The organism is Rhodococcus sp. ACPA1 (assembly GCF_002300195.1).
Classification (GTDB): Bacteria; Actinomycetota; Actinomycetes; order Mycobacteriales; family Mycobacteriaceae; genus Rhodococcus_F; species Rhodococcus_F opacus.
Genome location: NZ_NSDX01000006.1, coordinates 370237 through 388640 on the forward strand (window position 1 = coordinate 370237; position 18404 = coordinate 388640).

Sequence of the window (18404 nt, forward strand, 5' to 3'; positions counted from 1 at the left end):
CCACGATGCCCGACCGCCCGTTCACCGACTGGCACACACACATCTACCTGCCCGAACACCTGGGCCCGGTATGGACCGACCGAGGAACCGAGCTCGTCGGGCGGCCAGGCTTCGGCCGCGCAGACCTCGCCGAACACACCCGGGTGATGGCGGAGTCCGGCGTCGAGAGGTTCCTGGTCCTCGGCCTGCAGGTGGCCCGGATCGGAATGAAGGTGCCGAACGACTATGTCGGCGAGTACCTCGACGCCAACCGGGAACGGGCGATCGGGGTCGGCAGCGTCGACCCGACCCAGCCCGGCGCGGCGGACGAACTCCGTCGCGCCGTGCGCGAATACGGCCTTCACGGGGTGAAACTCTCACCGCCGTATCAGGGTTTCCATCCGCACTGCGACGAGGCCTACGAGGTCTATCGTGCTGCCGCTGATCTCGGCATCTTCCTCATGTTCCACCAGGCGAGCGTGTTCGCGCCCGACGGGTGCAACGAATACGCGTACCCCATGTTTCTCGACAAGGTCGCCCGCGAGTTCCGGGACACGAACATCCTCGTCGCACACTTCGGGAAGCCGTGGATGAACGAGACGGTCGAGCTGATGATGAAGAACCGCAACGTCTTCGCCGACGTATCGACGCTACCGGTGAAGACCTGGCAGCTCTACAACGGGCTCCGGCTCGCCATCGAGGGCCATGTCACCGACCGCCTTGTGTTCGGCTCCGACTTCCCGTCATTCTGTCCGAAAGAGTCCGCCGATCAGTTCCTGGCGATCTCGGAACTCGACATGCCACTCCCGATCCCACACGACGTGGTCGAGGATATCCTCTACAACCGGCCGCTCGACATCATCCTCCCGAAATAGCCCCCACTCAGCGGGCCGATGTGATCACCAGCGATCCACCCCCGCCCCGAATCCGGAGACCGCAATGAGTACTCTCGACGGCACTTCCTCCCCAAGGGCAATTACGGACAGGCCCAACGACGATCTTGTTCGCCAACGGCGCCGCGTCTATATCGCCAGCGCGATCGGCAGCACGATCGAGTACTACGACTTCCTCATCTACGCGACCGCGGCGAGCCTGGTGTTCGCCCCGGTGTTCTTCGCGGGATCGTCGCCGGCCGTGGCGCTCATCGCCTCGTTCGGCACGCTCGCCGTCGGATACCTCGCCCGCCCGCTCGGTGGAATCATCTTCGGCCACTTCGGCGACCGGTTCGGCAGGAAATCCTCGCTCATCTGGACCCTGAGCATCATGGGGGTGGCAACCGTATCGATCGGATTGCTGCCGACACCCGACAAGATCGGCGTGCTCGCCCCGATCCTGCTCGTGGTACTCCGTCTCATACAGGGAATCGCCGTCGGCGGTGAATGGGGCGGCGCCGTCTTGATGGCTGTCGAACATGCGAACACGAAGTCCCGCGGCTTCTACGGCAGCGCAACCCAGATGGGAGCCTCGGCCGGACTCCTACTGTCCTTCGCGGCCTTCGCAGCGCTCGGCGGGCTCTCCGAGGACCAGTTCCTGTCCTGGGGTTGGCGTCTGCCCTTCCTCGTGACGGTCGTCCTCGTCGGAATCGGCATGTACATCCGGGTCGGCGTACGCGAGAGTCCCGTCCTGCTGGCCGAGAAGAAGGAGCGTAACGAAGAGGAGCCGCGCCGCGCGCCGCTGTTCGCGCTACTTCGGGAACGCCGGGGTCGCGTGCTGCTCGGAATTGGCGTCTACGCCGGACCGTTCATGGCGTACGCAGTGGCGACGTCACTGCTGGTGACATACGCGCACAAGGACTTCGGGATCCCGCGCCAGACGCTGCTCAACGCCCTGATGATCGGTACGGCTGGCATGCTTCTCACTGTGCCGTTGTTCGCGTGGCTCTCCGACCGATACGGCCGGCGACCGGTCTACGTCACCGCGGCCCTGCTCACGGCGATCCACGCGTTCGCGATGTTCCCATTGGTGACGTCGGGAAGCTTCCCACTGATCCTGCTCTCGTATGTCATCAGCATGACCGTGCTCAACGCGGCGGCGAACGGCCCGGTCCCCGCACTGCTCGCGGAGCTGTTCCCGACGGCGTCCCGCTACACGGGCGTATCCCTGTGCTACCAGTTCGCCGGCATGATCGGTGGCGGCCTCGGCCCGCTCCTCGCTGCAACCTTCATCGCGCCGGGAGGCCCGGGCAGCATCGCGGTTTCCGTGATGATCTCCGCGCTGTGCATCGTGGCCGCGCTTTCTGTCAGCGCACTCGGTGAGACCCGGACCGTCGACCTACGCACGGCGTGAGCGCCGCAGTAGGAAACAGGCGGTCCTCGCGACTGGGACGGCCAAGACAGGGCTGAACCCGAGAAAGAGCAGATCCCAACCAGATCGTACAAACGAAAGACGAGGTCGAAATGATCGACTACTTGAATCCAGCCGACCTGGGAGATTTCAGCCCGCAGGGGCTGTCGTCCGGTACCGCGACCGACGTGTTCGTCTATGCCGCGGGCCTCGCGATCGACCCCGAGACCATGGCGAGACGTAAGGAGGCGGAATCGATCGCCGACGAGACCCGGATCTGCCTCGAGAACGTCGCCAGGATCTTGGCGGACGCAGGCCTCACACTGCGAGACGTCGTCAAGACCACCTGCTACCTGCAGGACGACGCACATCGCTTCGAGTTCCTCGATGCATACAAGGGCGCTTTCGGTGAGGGACCATACCCGGCACGGTCGACGTTCGTCCTCGGTATCGCCTCGAACCTGCGTGTTCAGATCGAAGCCGTCGCGGTACGTCCCGACGCAGCCTGAGTCGGTAACGAACGCCGACGGTCGGACCACGTTCATCGGTGTCGACCGGAACCTCGCAGAAGGACTGGGAAATGACAGAATTCGATAAAATCCGCATCGAGCGCCACGACGACGGCATTCGGGTTCTCGTACTCGACGACCCGGAGAAGCGGAACGCCATCGGCCCCGCCATGCGCCTCGAGCTACTCGACGCAGCGGACCAGCTGTCCACCGACACTGAAACGCGGTGCCTGGTGGTGACCGGATCCGGGACCTCCTTCTGTGCCGGGGCGGATCTCATGGCGATCTTCGGCGTGAACGGCGCGACCCCGTCGAGCATGCGGGCCCGTCAACTGTCGTACTACGAGAGCTTCCTGTGGCTGCGGGAGCTTCCATACCCGACGGTTTCCGCCGTCAACGGTCATGCGATCGGTGCAGGGTTGAATCTCGCGTTGGCATGCGACATCACCATCGCGGGGCCGAACGCCAGATTCGGCGCCACCTTTGCGAAAATGGGCTTGCATCCGGGAGGCGGATGCACCTATTTCCTGACGCAGAAGCTGGGGCGGGGACGTGCACTACGCACGGTTCTCCTCGGCCGCACACTCGACGGCGTGCAAGCCCATGACGAGGGACTCGCAGACGTCTACGCCGATGACCCGCTCGGAGAAGCGTTGACTCTCGCACATTCGGTCGCGGATCTGCAGCCGTCGCTCGCTCGCGACATGAAACAAGCCGTGAATCTCGCCGCCGAGAATTCCTTCGACGTGACGCTGGGATTCGAGTCCTGGGCTCAGGCAGCCAGTGCGTACAACCCCGGTGTCCAGGACGCGATTCGCGCCGCGGGCCGCACCACGTCATCCCGATCCAGCTAGGAGAAACGAACAATGATCGACCTGGGCAAGTTCAAAGACATCATGGCGTATGCACCAGGCCCCGCCACAGTCGTCACTGCCACCGGTGACGACGGCAGGCACCAGGGTCTGACGATGTCCGCGGTGTGCTCTGTCTCGCTGGATCCCCCGCTCGTCCTCGCATGCCTCGACCACGGGTCGAACACCCTGCAGGCGGTGCGTTCGTCGGGATCCTTCACCGTCAACTACATCGCCGACGGCCACGAGAGCGTCGCGCTGGCCTTCGCGGTCAAGTCGGACTCGAAGTTCGACGGACATGCATGGTCGGCCCCAGACGGAGGACTGGGCGGGCCGGTGCTCGCCGAGAACACCGCGGCGTTCGCAGTGTGTCGGGTCGAGCAGATGGTCGAGGCCGGCGATCACACGATCGTGGTCGGTGCCGTGGTCGACGGGGGAGTCCGCGAGGATTGCCATGCCCTGGCCTATGCACGCCGGGAATTCTTCACGGCCGTCGGATCGCAGGTATGACCCGATACTCGTTGACGATCAATCGAGGAGAGTCCATGGCGCACAGCGACATCACAGTCGGCGTTCTGGTCGGAAACCCGCGGCCGGCATCGCGGACGGCAACCGTCGCACTGGAGGTGGGCCGTCAAGTCGCCGATGCGGTCGGAGGCAGGGTCGGCCCTGTCGTCGATCTGGCGATGCACGGCGGGGACGTTCTGGACCCCGACTCCGCGACGGTGCAACGGGACATGGAGCTCGTCAGCGGAGTCGACACCCTCATCGTGGTCTCGCCGACCTACAAGGCGACCTACACGGGCCTGCTCAAATCCTTCTTCGACCGTTTCGGCTCCGTCTCACTCGACGGCGCCGTAGCGGTGCCCGTGATGGTGGGCGGTGCCCCACACCATGCCATGGCCGGCGAGGTCCACCTCCGACCGCTGCTGGTCGAACTGGGTGCCGTCGTGCCCACTCGGAGTCTCTACGTCGTGGACTCCGAACTCGACCACCTCACGGACACGGTCAGCGCCTGGCTGTCCAGGGAAGGTGCCTCGCTGACGAACGCACTGCGCACTGCGCCGGCGTAAATGAACACGGGACACCCGGCGACACCGCCGCCCCAAGTACCTCGAAGGAACAATCATGCCCGATATACCCGGCCCCGCCCGACGGGCACTCGGTTCGTTCGCTCCGAAGCTGGCCGAACTCACCGACGACACCTTGTTCGGCGACATCTGGAAACGTCGTGAACTGACACCTCGAGACCGAAGCCTCATCACCGTCGCTGCCTTGATCGCGCTCTACCGCTCCGAGCAGCTGCCCTTCCATCTGCGGACGGCACTGGACAACGGTCTCACCGTCGAAGAACTCGTGGAAGTCGCCACTCACCTCGCGTTCTACTCCGGCTGGCCCACCGCGATGACGGCAGTCCAGATCCTTCGGGACCTCCCCGGCCCCGAAGCCTCTCGATAGGTTGGCCGGGCGCACATAGCATGCCGACTGGTACGAATGTATACTTGATCGGTACGCCGACGAGCCGTGGGTGTACTGGACGTGCCGTAGCATCGCGCCTACCCGCTCCGCGCAGAGTGTTCGAGATGGACGGCGCACTCGGCGATGGACGGCGGGCTGAACGGCCAGGGAGGAAGTTTCGTGGCGAGGCCTAAGGTTTCGAGTGGCAAGACGAGTGGCCGTAGGGTCCGCGACCCCGAGGGAGCTCGGCGTGCCCTGCTCGAAAACGCGGTCGAACTTTTCGAGCGGAACGGATACGCGGCAACGTCTGTCCAGAGCATCGTCGATGCGGCGGAGCTGACCAAGGGCGCCTTCTATCACCATTTCGAGAGCAAAGAAGACCTGCTCTACCGGGTGCACGACGAGTTCATCAACTATCAGCTCGGGCGTGCGCGCAGTGTCATGGCGGACAAGGAACAGAGTCCGGATCAGATCCTGCGACGACTGATCACCGAGGCGTTACTCGAACCGATGTCGATCTACAAGGCAGAGATCACGGTGTTCATGCAGGAACGGAAGTTCCTGCCCACCGATGTCTTCGCCGAGATCCAGCAGAAGCGTGACGAGTTCGAGCGATTCTTCGTCGACGTGATCGAGCGCGGCATGCAGGAGGGTGTGTTCCGACAGAAGGGCCCGGCACGACTGGTGGCATTCGGGATCATCGGCATGGGGGCGTGGACACACGTCTGGCTGGACCTGAAGGGCTCGGTAACCCCCCGTGAAATCGGCACCATCTACGCCGACATCCTCATCGACGGACTGATCGAGCGACCAGCGGACGCCTGAGCTGCACTCTTCGGCCACCCGGCCTCCACGAATGTCCCTTCGTGGAGGCCGTGCTCGTTAGCGCCTACCGTGATGCGCCGGGTTCGCGGTATCCGGGTGAACCGCGGTCCCAGCGGTATCGTCGCGATCTCTTGACCCCCTGACGCGTAGTGCGGTAACGTCATCTCACAACATTACGTACCGCCCGGTTAGTATGTAGGCGCAGATGAACTTCGTTTATCTGTTGAGCCGGCGGCACACTTCCTGGCTGGAAGGCGTTCCTCTGTTGCCGAGAAGCCTCACGCACCGGACGCGCTCCAGCCTGAATCAGTGACTCCGGGCGGTCGTTCCCCGAGATATCCGAGATCGGTGCTCCGTTCTTGAGAGCGATGAGAACCCCTCTATCCGTACGACATTGAGGATTGGATCATGCCAGCAGAACTACTCGGTGACGTTCCGAACGCGAATACCGTGACGGCGGGCGCGGTGCAGCCGGTCGGGGTCGGGCGGTAGAGCATCATGGACACCTACGACTACATCGTCGTCGGCGGCGGAACCGCCGGGTGCATCATTGCTGCGCGACTCACCGAGGATCCCGAGGTCCGGGTCCTGCTCCTGGAGGCCGGCGGCTCCGAGCGACGACCAGACATCGAGAACCCAGGTGCCTGGCCGAGTTTGGCCGGCAGCGAGCTGGATTGGAACTACGCGACGGTTCCGCAGAAGGCTCTCGGGCGGACGGTCCCCGCGACCCGCGGCAAGGTCCTGGGCGGCTCGGGCTCGATCAACGTCATGGCGCACCTGCGGGGACACCGAGTCGACTACGACTCATGGGCCGCGGAGGGCGCTGAGGGTTGGGACTACGACTCGGTGTTGCCCTACTTCATACGCTCCGAGGACGTCCCCGACGGCGACCCCCGATTCCGGGGTCGGGGCGGACCACTGGCGCCGCGGCCGATCGACTCGCCCCACCCGTTGTCACTCGCCCACGTCGAGGCCGCGCGGCAGGCGCAGCACGCCGTCGCAGCAGACCTCAACAGTGGCGAGTTACTCGGGGCAGCGTGCCATGAGTTGCTGATCAGCGGGAACCGGCGACAGAGCACCGCGAGCGCCTACCTCAGGCCGGCGCTCGGCCGGACAAATATGACAGTTCGCACCGGGGCGATCTGTCGACGCCTCGTCATCGTGGGCGATCGCTGTCGCGGGGTGGAGTACACCTGGGACGGCCACTCGATCCGGACCGCGGCGGCCGGCGACGTTGTCTTGTGCGCCGGTGCAGTCGATTCCGTGCGGCTGCTGCTGCATTCGGGCGTCGGACCGGTCCGAGACCTCGAGTCGGTCGGCGTGCAACCGGTGATCGATTCGCCGGAGGTCGGCCTGAACCTGCAGGACCACATCCTGCTGGCGGGAGTCCGGATGCGCGCGGATCGACAGCTGCCCCCACCGAGTGGAAACTACGCCGAGTCGACGCTGTTCGCGAAGACGAACCCGTCTCAGACCCGGCCGGAGCTGCAAATCGTGCAGATCCAGGTCGACTACCACACGCCGTGGCAACGGCCAGCCGAGAATAGTTTCACCTTCGGGATCGGGCACATGCGCCCGCGAAGCCGCGGAAGCATTCGCCTGGCGTCTTCCGACCCGGAAGCGCCGCTGCTGATCGATCCGAAATACCTCAGCGACCCGTACGACATCGAACAGCTCATCGCCGGAATCGAGGTGGTGAACACACTCGCCGAGACGAGCGCATTCGACGAATGGGGTGGCACTTCCGACGCCCCCGCACTACTTCGCCTCGACCGCCCGGAGTTGGAGAAGGCGATACACGACAGTGTCAGCAGCTTCTTCCACCTTTCGGGAACCTGTCGCATGGGCACTGACGCGACGGCGGTGGTCGATCCGCACCTTCGGGTGCGCGGCGTCGACGGGTTACGCATCGCAGATGCGTCGGTCATGCCGAGCATCGTCTCGTGCAACACGAATGCTGCGACCGTGATGATCGGTGAGAAGGCCGCCGATCTGCTGTGCGGCAGACACGCGGGGTGAATCCGGGCGCGGTCCCACGAATCAGCTGATTCGACGGTGATTTGCCTCTGGCGCCCCAAGTTTTCGGCAGCTACACTACGTACCAACCGGTCGGTAGGACCGATTGCACCACTCGACGAAGGAGGAGAGATGCACACCGGCATCACTCTCGTATTTCAGAACATCGACGGAAACGTCTCGGACGCGGAGACCTACCGCAACGAGCTGGACCTCGCGCTGCGGGCAGAGTCCGCCGGATTCGATTCGGTATGGACCCCAGAACATCACTTCACTGCCTACGGCATGACACCCGATGTCCCGCAGTTCCTCTCGTGGCTTGCGGCCAAGACATCCACGGTCAAACTGGGGACGATGGTGTCCGTTCTTCCCTGGCAGGACCCGGTTCGGACCGCCGAGAACTTCATCCTGCTCGACCATCTCTCGGGCGGCCGCTCGATGCTCGGCATCGGCCGAGGGCTCGGCCGGGTAGAGTTCGACGGCTTCCGGGTGGAGATGGGCAAGTCCCGCAGGCTCTTCGCGGAGTATGCCGAAGCGATCCTGAACGGTCTCGAGTCCGGCGTCATCGAAGCCGACGGCGAACTGTACAAACAGCCGGCCATGGACCTGCGCCCCGCGCCGTATGCGTCGTTCCGCGGTCGCACCTTCGCATCGGCGGTGTCTCCGCAATCAATCGACCTCATGGCAAGTCTGCAGGTCGGGCTGATGGTCATCGCGCAGAAGCCCTGGGGCAAAGCCGAAGCCGAGATGCGCGACTACCGTGCCCGTTACCTCGAGATCAACGGCGAGGAGCCGGCCAAGCCGATCATCTGCGTCTTCGTCGGAGTGGGAGAGACAGAAGCCGAGGCCCGGCAGATGCGCGATGTGTACCTCCGGCGCTACGCCGAGTCGACCGTCGAGCACTACGAATTCGACAACGTCGGCTTCGCGAAAATTGAAGGCTACGAATACTACGCCGGGCTGAGCCGCAACATCGAGAAGCACGGAGTCGACGGCTTCTGCGACTTCCTCGCCGATCTCCAGGTGTGGGGAACGCCGGATCAGGTCGTCGACCGGATTCTCGAGTATGTCGATCGACTGGACGCGGGCGGGGTCCTGATCGCACCGTCCTTCGGCGGCATGGCGCCCGAAGTGTCATCCCGAAACTTCGAACTGCTCGCCTCCGAGGTGCTTCCGCGCCTCAAAGCCCACGATGTGGGCGGCGAACTCGGTGTTACCTACGGTGTCGACCGCACACTGACGCCGACGTCATAGCAACTCTCGGCTTCTCGGGGCCGAACCGTCCATAAGTGTTCGTCGAGTCGGCGGCACCTACAAACGATTTTTGAGTAGTGAGGGGTTTGAATAGTGACAATCACCGATGTGGATTTGACGGCTATGTGTTTGATTGGTGGTCGGTGGGTGCCGGGGTCGGGAGCGGATGCCATCGAGGTGTTCAATCCTGCGACGGGGCAGGTGATTACGGAGTTGGTGCCGGCGACGATCGAGGATGCGGAGGCGGCCGTGGTGGCTGCGTCTCGTGCCTTCGCCGACTGGGGTTCGCGGCCGTTGTCGGAGCGGGTGCGGTTTTTGTATCGGATGAAGGTGATCCTCGAGGACAATGTCGAGTCGTTGGCGCGCACGATCACGATCGATCAGGGTAAGACGTTGGATGAGGCGCGCGGTGAGGTGGGGCGGGCCGTCGATTTCTTGGAGACGGCGATTGCGGCTCCGATGCTGTATCACAGCGACGCCGTGAACGTCACCACTGGTTTGGATGCGCGGCGGGTGCGGGAGCCGTTGGGGGTGTGTGTGGCGGTGACGCCGTCGAACTTCCCGGTGATGAACACGGTGCAGTTCTCGGCGTGGGCTCTGGTCACCGGTAATGCGTTGATCATCAAGGCGTCCGAGCAGGATCCGCTCGCGTCCACCGCGGCGATTCGGTTGCTGCAGCAGGCGGGTCTGCCGGATGGGGTGCTGAACTTGGTGCACGGCCGGGCGGATGTGGTCAAGCACCTGATCGCCCACCCGTCGGTGGTGGCGGTTTCGTGCATCACGTCGTCGCCGACGGCGCGGGCGATCTACGGGGCGGCGGCAGCGGCCGGGAAGCGGGTGCAGGCCAATGGTGGTGCGAAGAATCCGATCGTGGTGGCCCCGGATGCGGATCTCGATAGGGCGGCGGCCGGGATCGTGTCCTCGTCCTATGGGATGGCGGGTCAGCGGTGCCTGGCGGGGAGTCGGGTCGTGGTGGTCGGTGACGTCTACGGCGATTTGATGGACCGTGTGGTGGCGTTGGCCGATCAGTTGGTGGTCGGTGACGGTATGGCCGAGGGTGTGACGATGGGCCCGGTCGTCAGCGCCGAGAGCAAGGAGCGGATCCTGGCGGCGCTGGGGGAGGCGGAGGATCTGGGTGCGACGTTCGTCCTCGATGGTCGGAACGTGAAGCCGGTGGGTGGGGCGGGGTCGGAGAACGGCTATTTCATCGGGCCGACGATCGTTGCCGATTTGGATCCGCGGCACGGGGTGGAGGGTCGGGAGTTGTTCGGTCCGGTGATCAATGTGCATCGGGTGGACACGCTCGCGGAGGCGATCGCGTTGTCGAATGACACCGAGTTCGGTAACGCTGCAGCGGTGTTCACCAGCTCTGGTGCGGTGGCGGTGGAGTTTGAGCGGGGTATTCGGGCCGGCAATGTCGGGATCAATGCGTTTCCGGCGCCGCCGGCGAATGTGACGATGGGCGGGTACGGTGCCTCGTTCTACGGTGACCTGCATGTGTGTGGTGCTGCGCCGTTGGATTTCTTCACCGATCAGAAACTGGTCGTCACCCGATGGTGAGCACCATGCGGCGAACCAGTGGGAACGCGACATGAACTCCGCGGTCGTCATCGATGCGGTCCGGTCGCCGATGGGCCGAGCCCGCCCGGCTGGCGCACTGGCCGGTGTTCATCCGGTCGAGCTGCTGGCACAGGTGGTTTCCGCGCTGGTGGAGCGAACGGCGGTGGATCCCGGCGAGGTCGACGATCTACTGGTTGGGTGTGTCACGCAGTCGTCCGAGCAGTCCGGCAACATCGGGCGGATGGCGTGGCTGGCGGCGGGGCTGCCGGAGCAGGTGCCGTCCGTGACCATCGAGCGCAAGTGCGGCTCCGGTCAGCAGGCGTTGCAGTTCGCGGCGCAAGGCGTGATGGCGGGGTCCTACGACATCGTGATCGCGGCCGGCGTCGAGTCGATGAGCCGTGTGCCGATGGGATCGAATCGTCAGGGTGCTGACATCTACGGTCCCTCGGTGAGCGAGCGGTACGCTCCGGGACTGCTACCCCAGGGTGTCGCAGCCGAACTCATCGCGCACCGGTGGAATCTCGACCGGAAACAACTCGACGAGTTCGCCGCGCGTTCACATCAACTCGCGGCGCGGGCGGACTCCTCAGGTGCTTTCGTGCGCGAGATCGTGCCCATTCGCGTGCCGGCCACGGATGAGACAGTGAACCGGGACGAGACCATTCGTCCCGGTACCACCCTCGACTCGATCGGGGCGCTGACACCGTCCTTCCACACCGAGGAGTACGCCGACCGGTTCCCGGAATTGCGATGGCACGTCACACCGGCGAACTCGTCCCAGTTGACCGACGGCGCCAGCGCGGTGCTGATCGCCAGCGAACGGGCGGCCAGGCGGATGGGCTGGCGTCCCCGGGCCCGACTCCGGTCCTTCTACGCCTGCGGTGACGATCCGTTGATGATGCTGACGGCGCCGATCGCGGCGACACGGGAGATTCTGGCCCGGACCGGCCTGGACATCGATCAGATCGATCACTTCGAGGTCAACGAGGCCTTCGCCTCCGTGCCGCTGGCGTGGCAGTCGGATCTCGAGGTCGACATCGACCGCCTGAATCCGCGAGGGGGAGCGATCGCGCTCGGTCATCCGCTCGGAGCGACTGGTTGCCGGTTGCTGACGACGATGTTGCACGCGATGGAAGACGCCGACCAGCGACGCGGGTTGCAGACGGTATGCGAGGCGGGCGGCATGGCAAACGCACTCATTCTGGAAAGAGATTGACGGGTGCGGGACGCACTTCCCAGAGCGTCCCGCCCCTCCCATCGAGAAGGCAGGAGCACTCCCATGAGCGACAGAGTCCGTCTGGACAGTGTGGAGCGGGCAATCGCCGACATCGCGGCCGGTAAGGCGGTCGTGGTGGTCGACGACGAGGACCGGGAGAACGAAGGTGACATCATCTTCGCCGCGGAGAAGGCCACACCGGAGCTGATGGCGTTCACCATTCGGTATTCCAGTGGGGTGATCTGTGTGCCGATGGCGCCTCAGATGCTCGACCGGCTGGACATTCCGTTGATGACCCCGCACAACCAGGACCGGATGCGCACGGCGTACACGGTGTCAGTGGACGCGGCCGACGGTGTGAGCACGGGGATCTCTGCGGCCGATCGTGCACGGACTGCTCGGGTGCTTGCCGATGCGAGTTCGGTGCCGTCGGATCTGACGCGGCCAGGTCACGTCTTCCCGCTTCGCTACCGCGAGGGCGGGGTGTTGGTGCGGCGCGGCCATACCGAGGCCGCAGTGGATCTGGCCACGATTGCGGGGTTGGCCCCGGCCGGTGTGCTGGTGGAGGTCGTCAACGACGACGGCACCATGAAGCGGGCTCCTGACCTGCGGGACTTCGCTGACACCCACGGTCTGGCGATGATCTCCATCGACAGTTTGGTGGGATACCGGCGCCGGCACGAGTTGCTCGTGGAGAGGGTCGCCGCGACCCGGCTGCCGACACTGCACGGCGACTTCACTGCCTTCGGATATCGCGTGGAAACCGACGGCACCGAGCACATCGCGCTGGTGCACGGCGACATCTCCGATGCCGCCCCGGTGCTGACACGAGTGCATTCGGAGTGCCTGACCGGTGACGTCTTCGGATCGTGTCGCTGCGATTGTGGGCCGCAACTGACCGAAGCGATGGAGCGGATCAGATGTGAAGGCCGCGGTGTCGTGATCTACCTGCGTGGGCACGAAGGGCGCGGCATCGGACTGGCGGCGAAGCTGCAGGCCTACAGTCTGCAGGACTTCGGCCGGGACACCGTCGACGCGAATCTGGATCTCGGTCTGCCGATTGATGCCCGGCACTACGGGACGGCTGCGCAGATCGTGCGAGATTTGGGAATCGGGTCGGTGCGATTACTGACGAACAATCCGCAGAAGGTGACCTGTCTGCAGGATGCAGGCATCGAGGTCGCAGCACGTGTTCCGCTACTGCCGCGGCCGAACAACCACAATCTCGGTTACCTGCAGACCAAACGGGACCGGATGGGTCACGACCTTCCGGACCTGTGCCCGCCGGCGACTCCCGTGAGGGAGCGCAGTATCACCGCCTTCGGCTGAGCAAACAGCCCGGCTCGTCACAGCAAAGGAAAACGTCGGCCGGGTGCGCTGCGTGCTTGCTCGATCGGGTCGGAACGCCCGCCGCGAAATCGGACTACTGCCGACCGTTGGAATCGGAACGGATAATCCGTTCACGAGGGAACTCCCTCGCCGCATCCGACGACCGGGTCGACACGTGACTCTCGCGGGACTGGCCATCACCGCGGTGACGCCCGCAGTCGAGCGGGCCAGGGGAGTTGAACTCGCCGTCACCAGGCTGTAGAACGTACATCGTATAGCGGGCACGATTTGTCAAGAGGTGGCGCATGACTGTACGGCCGACTTCTTTCGGATTGGCCGATCGGCTCGGCGCATCGGACGCGCCCGTCAATTCAGCCTCCTGCGTAATGTGCCGGTTCGATACTGGATGCGGCCATGCCCGAAAGTGAGCCCCCCGCGGACATCGGAGTGCATGCCAAGTCGAGGCGAGGCAAATCCGGAAATCTTCCACTCGACCTGACCAGCTTCGTCGGCCGTCGGCGCGAGCTGGCAGACACCCGCCAGCTGCTGTCCGGATCGCGGCTGGTAACTCTCATCGGCGCCGGCGGCGTGGGCAAGACCCGGCTCGCCCTGCGGATCGGCGCCGTTTCGCGCAGGACATACGACGATGGTGTCTGGTTCGTCGAACTGGGTGAACTACACGACGGGGACCTGCTCGGACAGGCCGTGTCGGGTGCGCTGGGTCTACAGGATCACTCCGTCCGGCCGCCCATGACTGTGCTCACCGAACAGCTGGCGGAAAAACGGATCCTATTAGTCCTGGACAATTGCGAGCATCTAGTCGAGGCAGTTGCAGGTGTTGCACAGGTCGTACTGCGGACGTGCCCAGGTGTCCAAATCCTCGCCACTAGCCGTGCGTCTCTCGACATTCGTGGGGAGGTAGTGGTTCGAGTACCCCCGCTGTCGCTGCCGGAGCTGACGCGATCGACGGCGACGCTACGCGAGATTTCCCGATATGACGCGGTGACCCTGTTCGAGCAGCGTGCGGGCGCCGCAGTGCCGGGTTTCAGGCTCACCGAGGACAACATGGGCACGGTGGCTGAAATCTGCCGGCGTCTGGAAGGCCTGCCCTTGCCGATCGAACTGGCGGCGGCACGATTGCGGGCGATGTCGGTCGAGCAGATAAGGGAGCGCCTCGGCGACAGACTCCGACTTCTCACGCTAGGCGGCAGAGGAACACCGACGAGGCAGCAGACCTTGAGGTTGTGCATCGACTGGAGCTATGACCTGTGCTCGTCGCAGGAACAGTGGTTATGGGCTCGGCTGGCGGTGTTCGCCGGTGGTTTTGAGCTCGACGCTGCCGAGGGGGTCCTCGCCGCGGACCCGCCTGACGGAGAGTTACTCGATCTGCTCACGTCTCTGATCGATAAGTCGGTCTTGATCCGCGAAGAGGTCGGGTCGGTGGTGCGGTATCGACTGCTGGACACGATTCGTGAATACGGACGAGAGAAGTTATACGAAGCCGACGGATACTGGAACCTTCGAAAAAGGCATAGAGATTGGTACGAGCAACTCGTGCTCCGAGCGAAGACCGAATGGATCGGTCCGCTGCAGGTGGAGTGGATCGCCAGACTGGAGCGTGAGCAGCCGAATCTGCGCGACGCCATGGAGTTCTGCCTCAGCGAGGACGGCGAGGCAGAAGCGGGCATGCGCATCGTCACCGCGATGTATCAATTCTGGTTCGTGCGAGGGTTGTTCAGCGAAGGCCGTCACTGGCTCGATCGTGCACTCACAAGTCAGGAAGGTCAGCAACCCCTCGACCGGATCGAGGCTTTGTGTACCAGCAGCATGCTGGCCGCGTTGCAGGGCGACGTTGCCGCCGGCACCGTATCGACGGACCAGGCACGACTGCTGGCTGCCCGGGTCGGGGATGCCGACCTCGATGCGTTGGTCGCCTTCGCGGAGGGGTGCCTCGCCGTCTCCAACGGAGCGCTTCGGACAGGTATCGCCAGCCTCGAGAACGCGATCAACATCTTCCGTCCCGAAGGCGATCTCAACCAGCTGGTGCCGGCACTGGTCTGGCTGGCGCTCGCCTTCGAGATGACCGGCGACATCCAGCGAGCTACAGAGAGCTACGAGGAGCTCATCGCGCTCACCGAGTCGCGGGAGGAAATAATATGGCGAGCAATGGCGCTGTGTGACTATGGCTTCGCGATGTGGCAGCACGGAGAACGTGAGCGTGGAACCGCGCTCCTCGAGGACGGTCTGCGGCTGTCCCGGATGGTGGGAAGTCAGCTGAGCTACGCCTGGGCGCTCGAGCAATTTGCGTGGACCGACGTCGAACAGAGGCCGGAACGGTCCACGGTGCTGCTGGGCGCTGCGGACGTACTGTTCAGCGCTACCGGTGGTCGCGCACCCGCTCTGACAAACACTGCCACTTTGCACGAGAAGTCTCGGCAGCACGCTCGAACCTCTCTCGGTGAAAGAGCATTTGAGGCCGCAATGAAGCGAGGCGCAGCACTGAGCGCGGACGAAGCGGTTGCCTACGCCTTGGGTGAAGAAACGCGGGCCGAGGTGCCCGCGACGAGTGGCGAGGCCCTCAGCCTCACCCGACGCGAGCAACAAGTGGCTGAACTGGTCGCCGAAGGACTGAGTAACAGGGCAATTGCCGACCGGCTTGTAATTTCCCAACGCACCGTCGAAGGTCACGTCGAGCACTCCCTCGTCAAACTCGGCTTCACCTCGCGTACGCAACTTGCCGCGTGGGTCCACGAACAGAAACCCGGCCGCTGAGCCACCTTCTCATCCGAGCTGGGGCTGATCCGAGAACGGACCGTCCGCACGGCGAGTGCGCGTCTTTGGTGATCCCAATCGACGCGCTGACAGCGGCACCATGTCCGCACCGTGTGCGACCACAGAGATCACTCGCGGACAAAGGAATCCGTCCGCGTGCCGGTTGCCGGCTTTCGTGTACCTACTCGAATGGCTGTCCAGATCCAGAGGCACGCGATCTAGACGGCGCCTCTCTGGTCAAGTGAGGGCGCATGTCCGGCGGCAAAGTGGCCCGTGGCCGGTCCAGGGGAAGTGGCTGGTCCGAAGTGCCGGTGTGCGGGGTGTCAGCCGGCCGCGCAGGACGTGAGAGTCGCCCCGAGGGTCCGCCCGGGCGTGCCGTCGACTGTCGTTGACCAGCCAGCAGTCAAAGCACTCGGCTTCGGCAAGTTAGTACACGCCCTTCCAGTAGGTGCACGTGGATTCCATAACCTCCCGCCGCACGTGCCAGTGCCGCAACCAGGCCACCATCACCAACAACGTGCGGTGGCCGTGCGGTAACCGCGCAGCTCCGGAATTCGCCTACCGGGCCGCTTCTGGGTGCGGCACCCGCACACACGCCTGGAGAACGGCCTTGCCGAGATCCAGCGCCGCGACCCGTTCCGCTAACAGTTCGACATCGGCGACCCATCCATGATGAAAGTCGTTCCCACAAAACCGATTGTATGAACGCGGCCGTCCGCAGGAACCGAATAGGTGACAAGAGGTGGACCCTGGGGCATGGCAACAACGCGCCCCCCCACCATCGCCCCTCGGATCAAACCGATATTCGGGCTTACCGGCGCCAAGAATGATCGACCTCGGTGAGAGACCGCACCCGATCTTCCCGCATGCGCCCGCGTCCCAGGAAGGGGACCATAGAACTGACATGGGCGGGTGGCCGCTGCCGACCAGCCGGCGACCTGGGCATACCACGGCACCCACCCTCACCATGCCCGCCTACGTAGTACGTGGGTACGGCCAATAGGTAGCGGATAGGTAATTTCCCGCTGGCACCAAGGCGTGGCTGCAGCGATTCTCATGTGATGGGCATCACCTGAACGGTTGGGCCCCCTAGGTCAGCCTTCGGGTACGGGCTTGGACAGCAATGCGGTCCTTGTCCGAAATATGGGCGAGAGCCGATGAACTTGGAGTGGAAATGAAAATCGATCTGCTGTATGCGTTGACGAATCGTTCGGGCGAGTTGTCCTGGCATGAGGTGCTGGAGGCGACGCGGCGTCATGCCGTGATGGCGGACGAGTTGGGGTTTGACCGGATTTGGTTGGGTGAGCATCATTTCGACACCGATGGGACGGATGCGAGCCCGAATCCGATCATGTTGGCGACGGATCTGGCCGCTCGGACGAACCGGATCCGGTTCGGGATGGCTGCGGTGTCGCTGACGTTGTGGCATCCGTTGCGGGTCGCGGAGGATCTTGCGTTGCTCGATCACTTCAGCGAGGGCCGGTTGGATGTGGCGTTCGGTCGCGGGATCCTGCCGATCGAGGTGATGAACCTCAATCCTGCAGCGAGTCGGTGGAATGGTTCGGACAACAGCCGGGCGATCTTCGAGGAGAACCTGGAGATCGTCCGCAGGATCTGGACGGAGGATCTGTTCAGTTGGTCGGGAGAGCGGTACACGTTCCCGGAGCCGCGGACGAAGTTCATTCACTCGCCGGGGGCGCCGATGCCGGAGGGCTGGGTCGACGAGCAGGGCGATCTGAAGGCGTTCGGGATGACGCCGCAGCCTTTCCAGCAGCCGATGCCGCCGCTGTTCGCGGTGACCGAGTCGGTGGAGGGGTTCCGTGGTGCGGCGCAGAAGGGTCTCAAGCCGATTACCTGGTATCCGACCGGTCAGGTGCTGCGCAATCTGCTCGACCTCTATCGGGAGGAGAAGGCGGCTGTCACCGGCGCGACGCCGGACCTGGGGGAGGATGTCGGGGTGCTGCGACTGTGCTACGTCGCCGAGACCGATGAGCAGGCGCGTCGGGTCACCGAGGCGAGTGTGGTGGAGTTCTTCGAGTTCGTATGCCGGGTCCGTGGCATCGGGGTGTGGCTCGACGCCGACGAGGATCCGGAAGATCCGCGGTTCAAAGAGATGGATCCGTTCGATCTGCTGATGGAGCGCGATCACCTGATGATCGGCTCGGCGGCGAGTGTGACCGAGAAGATGACCCGGCTGACCAGGTCGCATGGCATTCAGAATTGGTTGCTGCAGATGGGCTTTCCCGGTGTGGCACATGACGAGGTGGATCGTTCCCTCGAGTTGTTCGCGGCCGAGGTCATGCCTGAGGTGCGCAAGCTCGACTCCACCCTCGCGGCTTCGCAGTGATCGAC

15 protein-coding genes are annotated in these 18404 nt (G+C 64.2%); all 15 read left to right on the forward strand.

Features of this window, described 5'->3' with window-relative positions; all coding sequences use genetic code 11:
- Nucleotides 1-5: 5 nt before the first annotated feature.
- The 15 genes from CJ177_RS31190 to CJ177_RS31270 all read left to right on the forward strand — a co-directional run bounded on the left by CJ177_RS31190 (nt 6) and on the right by CJ177_RS31270 (nt 18399).
- A complete protein-coding gene (locus CJ177_RS31190; RefSeq protein WP_061698319.1) occupies nt 6-854 on the forward strand; it encodes an amidohydrolase family protein in 849 nt (282 codons plus the stop codon).
- Between the two features lie 64 nt (nt 855-918).
- Nucleotides 919-2265 carry an MFS transporter gene (locus tag CJ177_RS31195; protein WP_095869370.1) on the forward strand — a complete coding sequence of 449 codons (1347 nt, stop codon included), beginning with the start codon at nt 919-921 and terminating at the stop codon, nt 2263-2265.
- 110 nt (nt 2266-2375) lie between these two features.
- Nucleotides 2376-2771: a RidA family protein gene (locus CJ177_RS31200; RefSeq protein WP_061698321.1), complete on the forward strand. Its 396-nt coding sequence runs from the start codon at nt 2376-2378 to the stop codon at nt 2769-2771.
- Between the two features lie 71 nt (nt 2772-2842).
- The gene (locus tag CJ177_RS31205) at nt 2843-3625 is read left to right on the forward strand and encodes an enoyl-CoA hydratase-related protein (RefSeq protein WP_061698327.1); all 783 of its coding nucleotides are present in this window, start codon (nt 2843-2845) and stop codon (nt 3623-3625) included.
- 12 nt (nt 3626-3637) lie between these two features.
- Nucleotides 3638-4132, forward strand: coding sequence for a flavin reductase family protein (locus CJ177_RS31210; RefSeq protein ID WP_009475734.1), 495 nt, complete (start codon nt 3638-3640; stop codon nt 4130-4132).
- A gap of 35 nt (nt 4133-4167) precedes the next feature.
- Complete coding sequence (locus CJ177_RS31215) at nt 4168-4695, forward strand: NADPH-dependent FMN reductase (RefSeq protein ID WP_061698322.1); 528 nt, start codon at nt 4168-4170, stop codon at nt 4693-4695.
- A gap of 55 nt (nt 4696-4750) precedes the next feature.
- On the forward strand, nt 4751-5080 hold the full coding sequence (locus CJ177_RS31220; protein ID WP_061698323.1) for a carboxymuconolactone decarboxylase family protein: 330 nt from the start codon (nt 4751-4753) through the stop codon (nt 5078-5080).
- 180 nt (nt 5081-5260) lie between these two features.
- On the forward strand, nt 5261-5905 hold the full coding sequence (locus CJ177_RS31225) for a TetR/AcrR family transcriptional regulator (RefSeq protein ID WP_231914045.1): 645 nt from the start codon (nt 5261-5263) through the stop codon (nt 5903-5905).
- Between the two features lie 498 nt (nt 5906-6403).
- The gene (locus CJ177_RS31230; protein WP_095869371.1) at nt 6404-7924 is read left to right on the forward strand and encodes a GMC family oxidoreductase; all 1521 of its coding nucleotides are present in this window, start codon (nt 6404-6406) and stop codon (nt 7922-7924) included.
- A gap of 129 nt (nt 7925-8053) precedes the next feature.
- Entirely contained in the window at nt 8054-9175 is a 1122-nt protein-coding gene (locus tag CJ177_RS31235; RefSeq protein WP_061698326.1) for an LLM class flavin-dependent oxidoreductase, read from the forward strand.
- Between the two features lie 147 nt (nt 9176-9322).
- The gene (locus CJ177_RS31240) at nt 9323-10735 is read left to right on the forward strand and encodes an aldehyde dehydrogenase family protein (protein WP_231914214.1); all 1413 of its coding nucleotides are present in this window, start codon (nt 9323-9325) and stop codon (nt 10733-10735) included.
- Nucleotides 10736-10766: 31 nt separating this feature from the next.
- Complete coding sequence (locus tag CJ177_RS31245) at nt 10767-11951, forward strand: thiolase family protein (protein ID WP_095869372.1); 1185 nt, start codon at nt 10767-10769, stop codon at nt 11949-11951.
- 63 nt (nt 11952-12014) lie between these two features.
- On the forward strand, nt 12015-13280 hold the full coding sequence (locus CJ177_RS31250; protein ID WP_095869373.1) for a bifunctional 3,4-dihydroxy-2-butanone-4-phosphate synthase/GTP cyclohydrolase II: 1266 nt from the start codon (nt 12015-12017) through the stop codon (nt 13278-13280).
- A 414-nt stretch (nt 13281-13694) separates the two neighbouring features.
- Entirely contained in the window at nt 13695-16052 is a 2358-nt protein-coding gene (locus tag CJ177_RS31260) for a LuxR C-terminal-related transcriptional regulator (RefSeq protein ID WP_061700745.1), read from the forward strand.
- A gap of 1174 nt (nt 16053-17226) precedes the next feature.
- Nucleotides 17227-18399, forward strand: a complete 1173-nt coding sequence (locus CJ177_RS31270) for an LLM class flavin-dependent oxidoreductase (RefSeq protein ID WP_095869374.1) — start codon at nt 17227-17229, stop codon at nt 18397-18399.
- Nucleotides 18400-18404 lie beyond the last annotated feature (5 nt).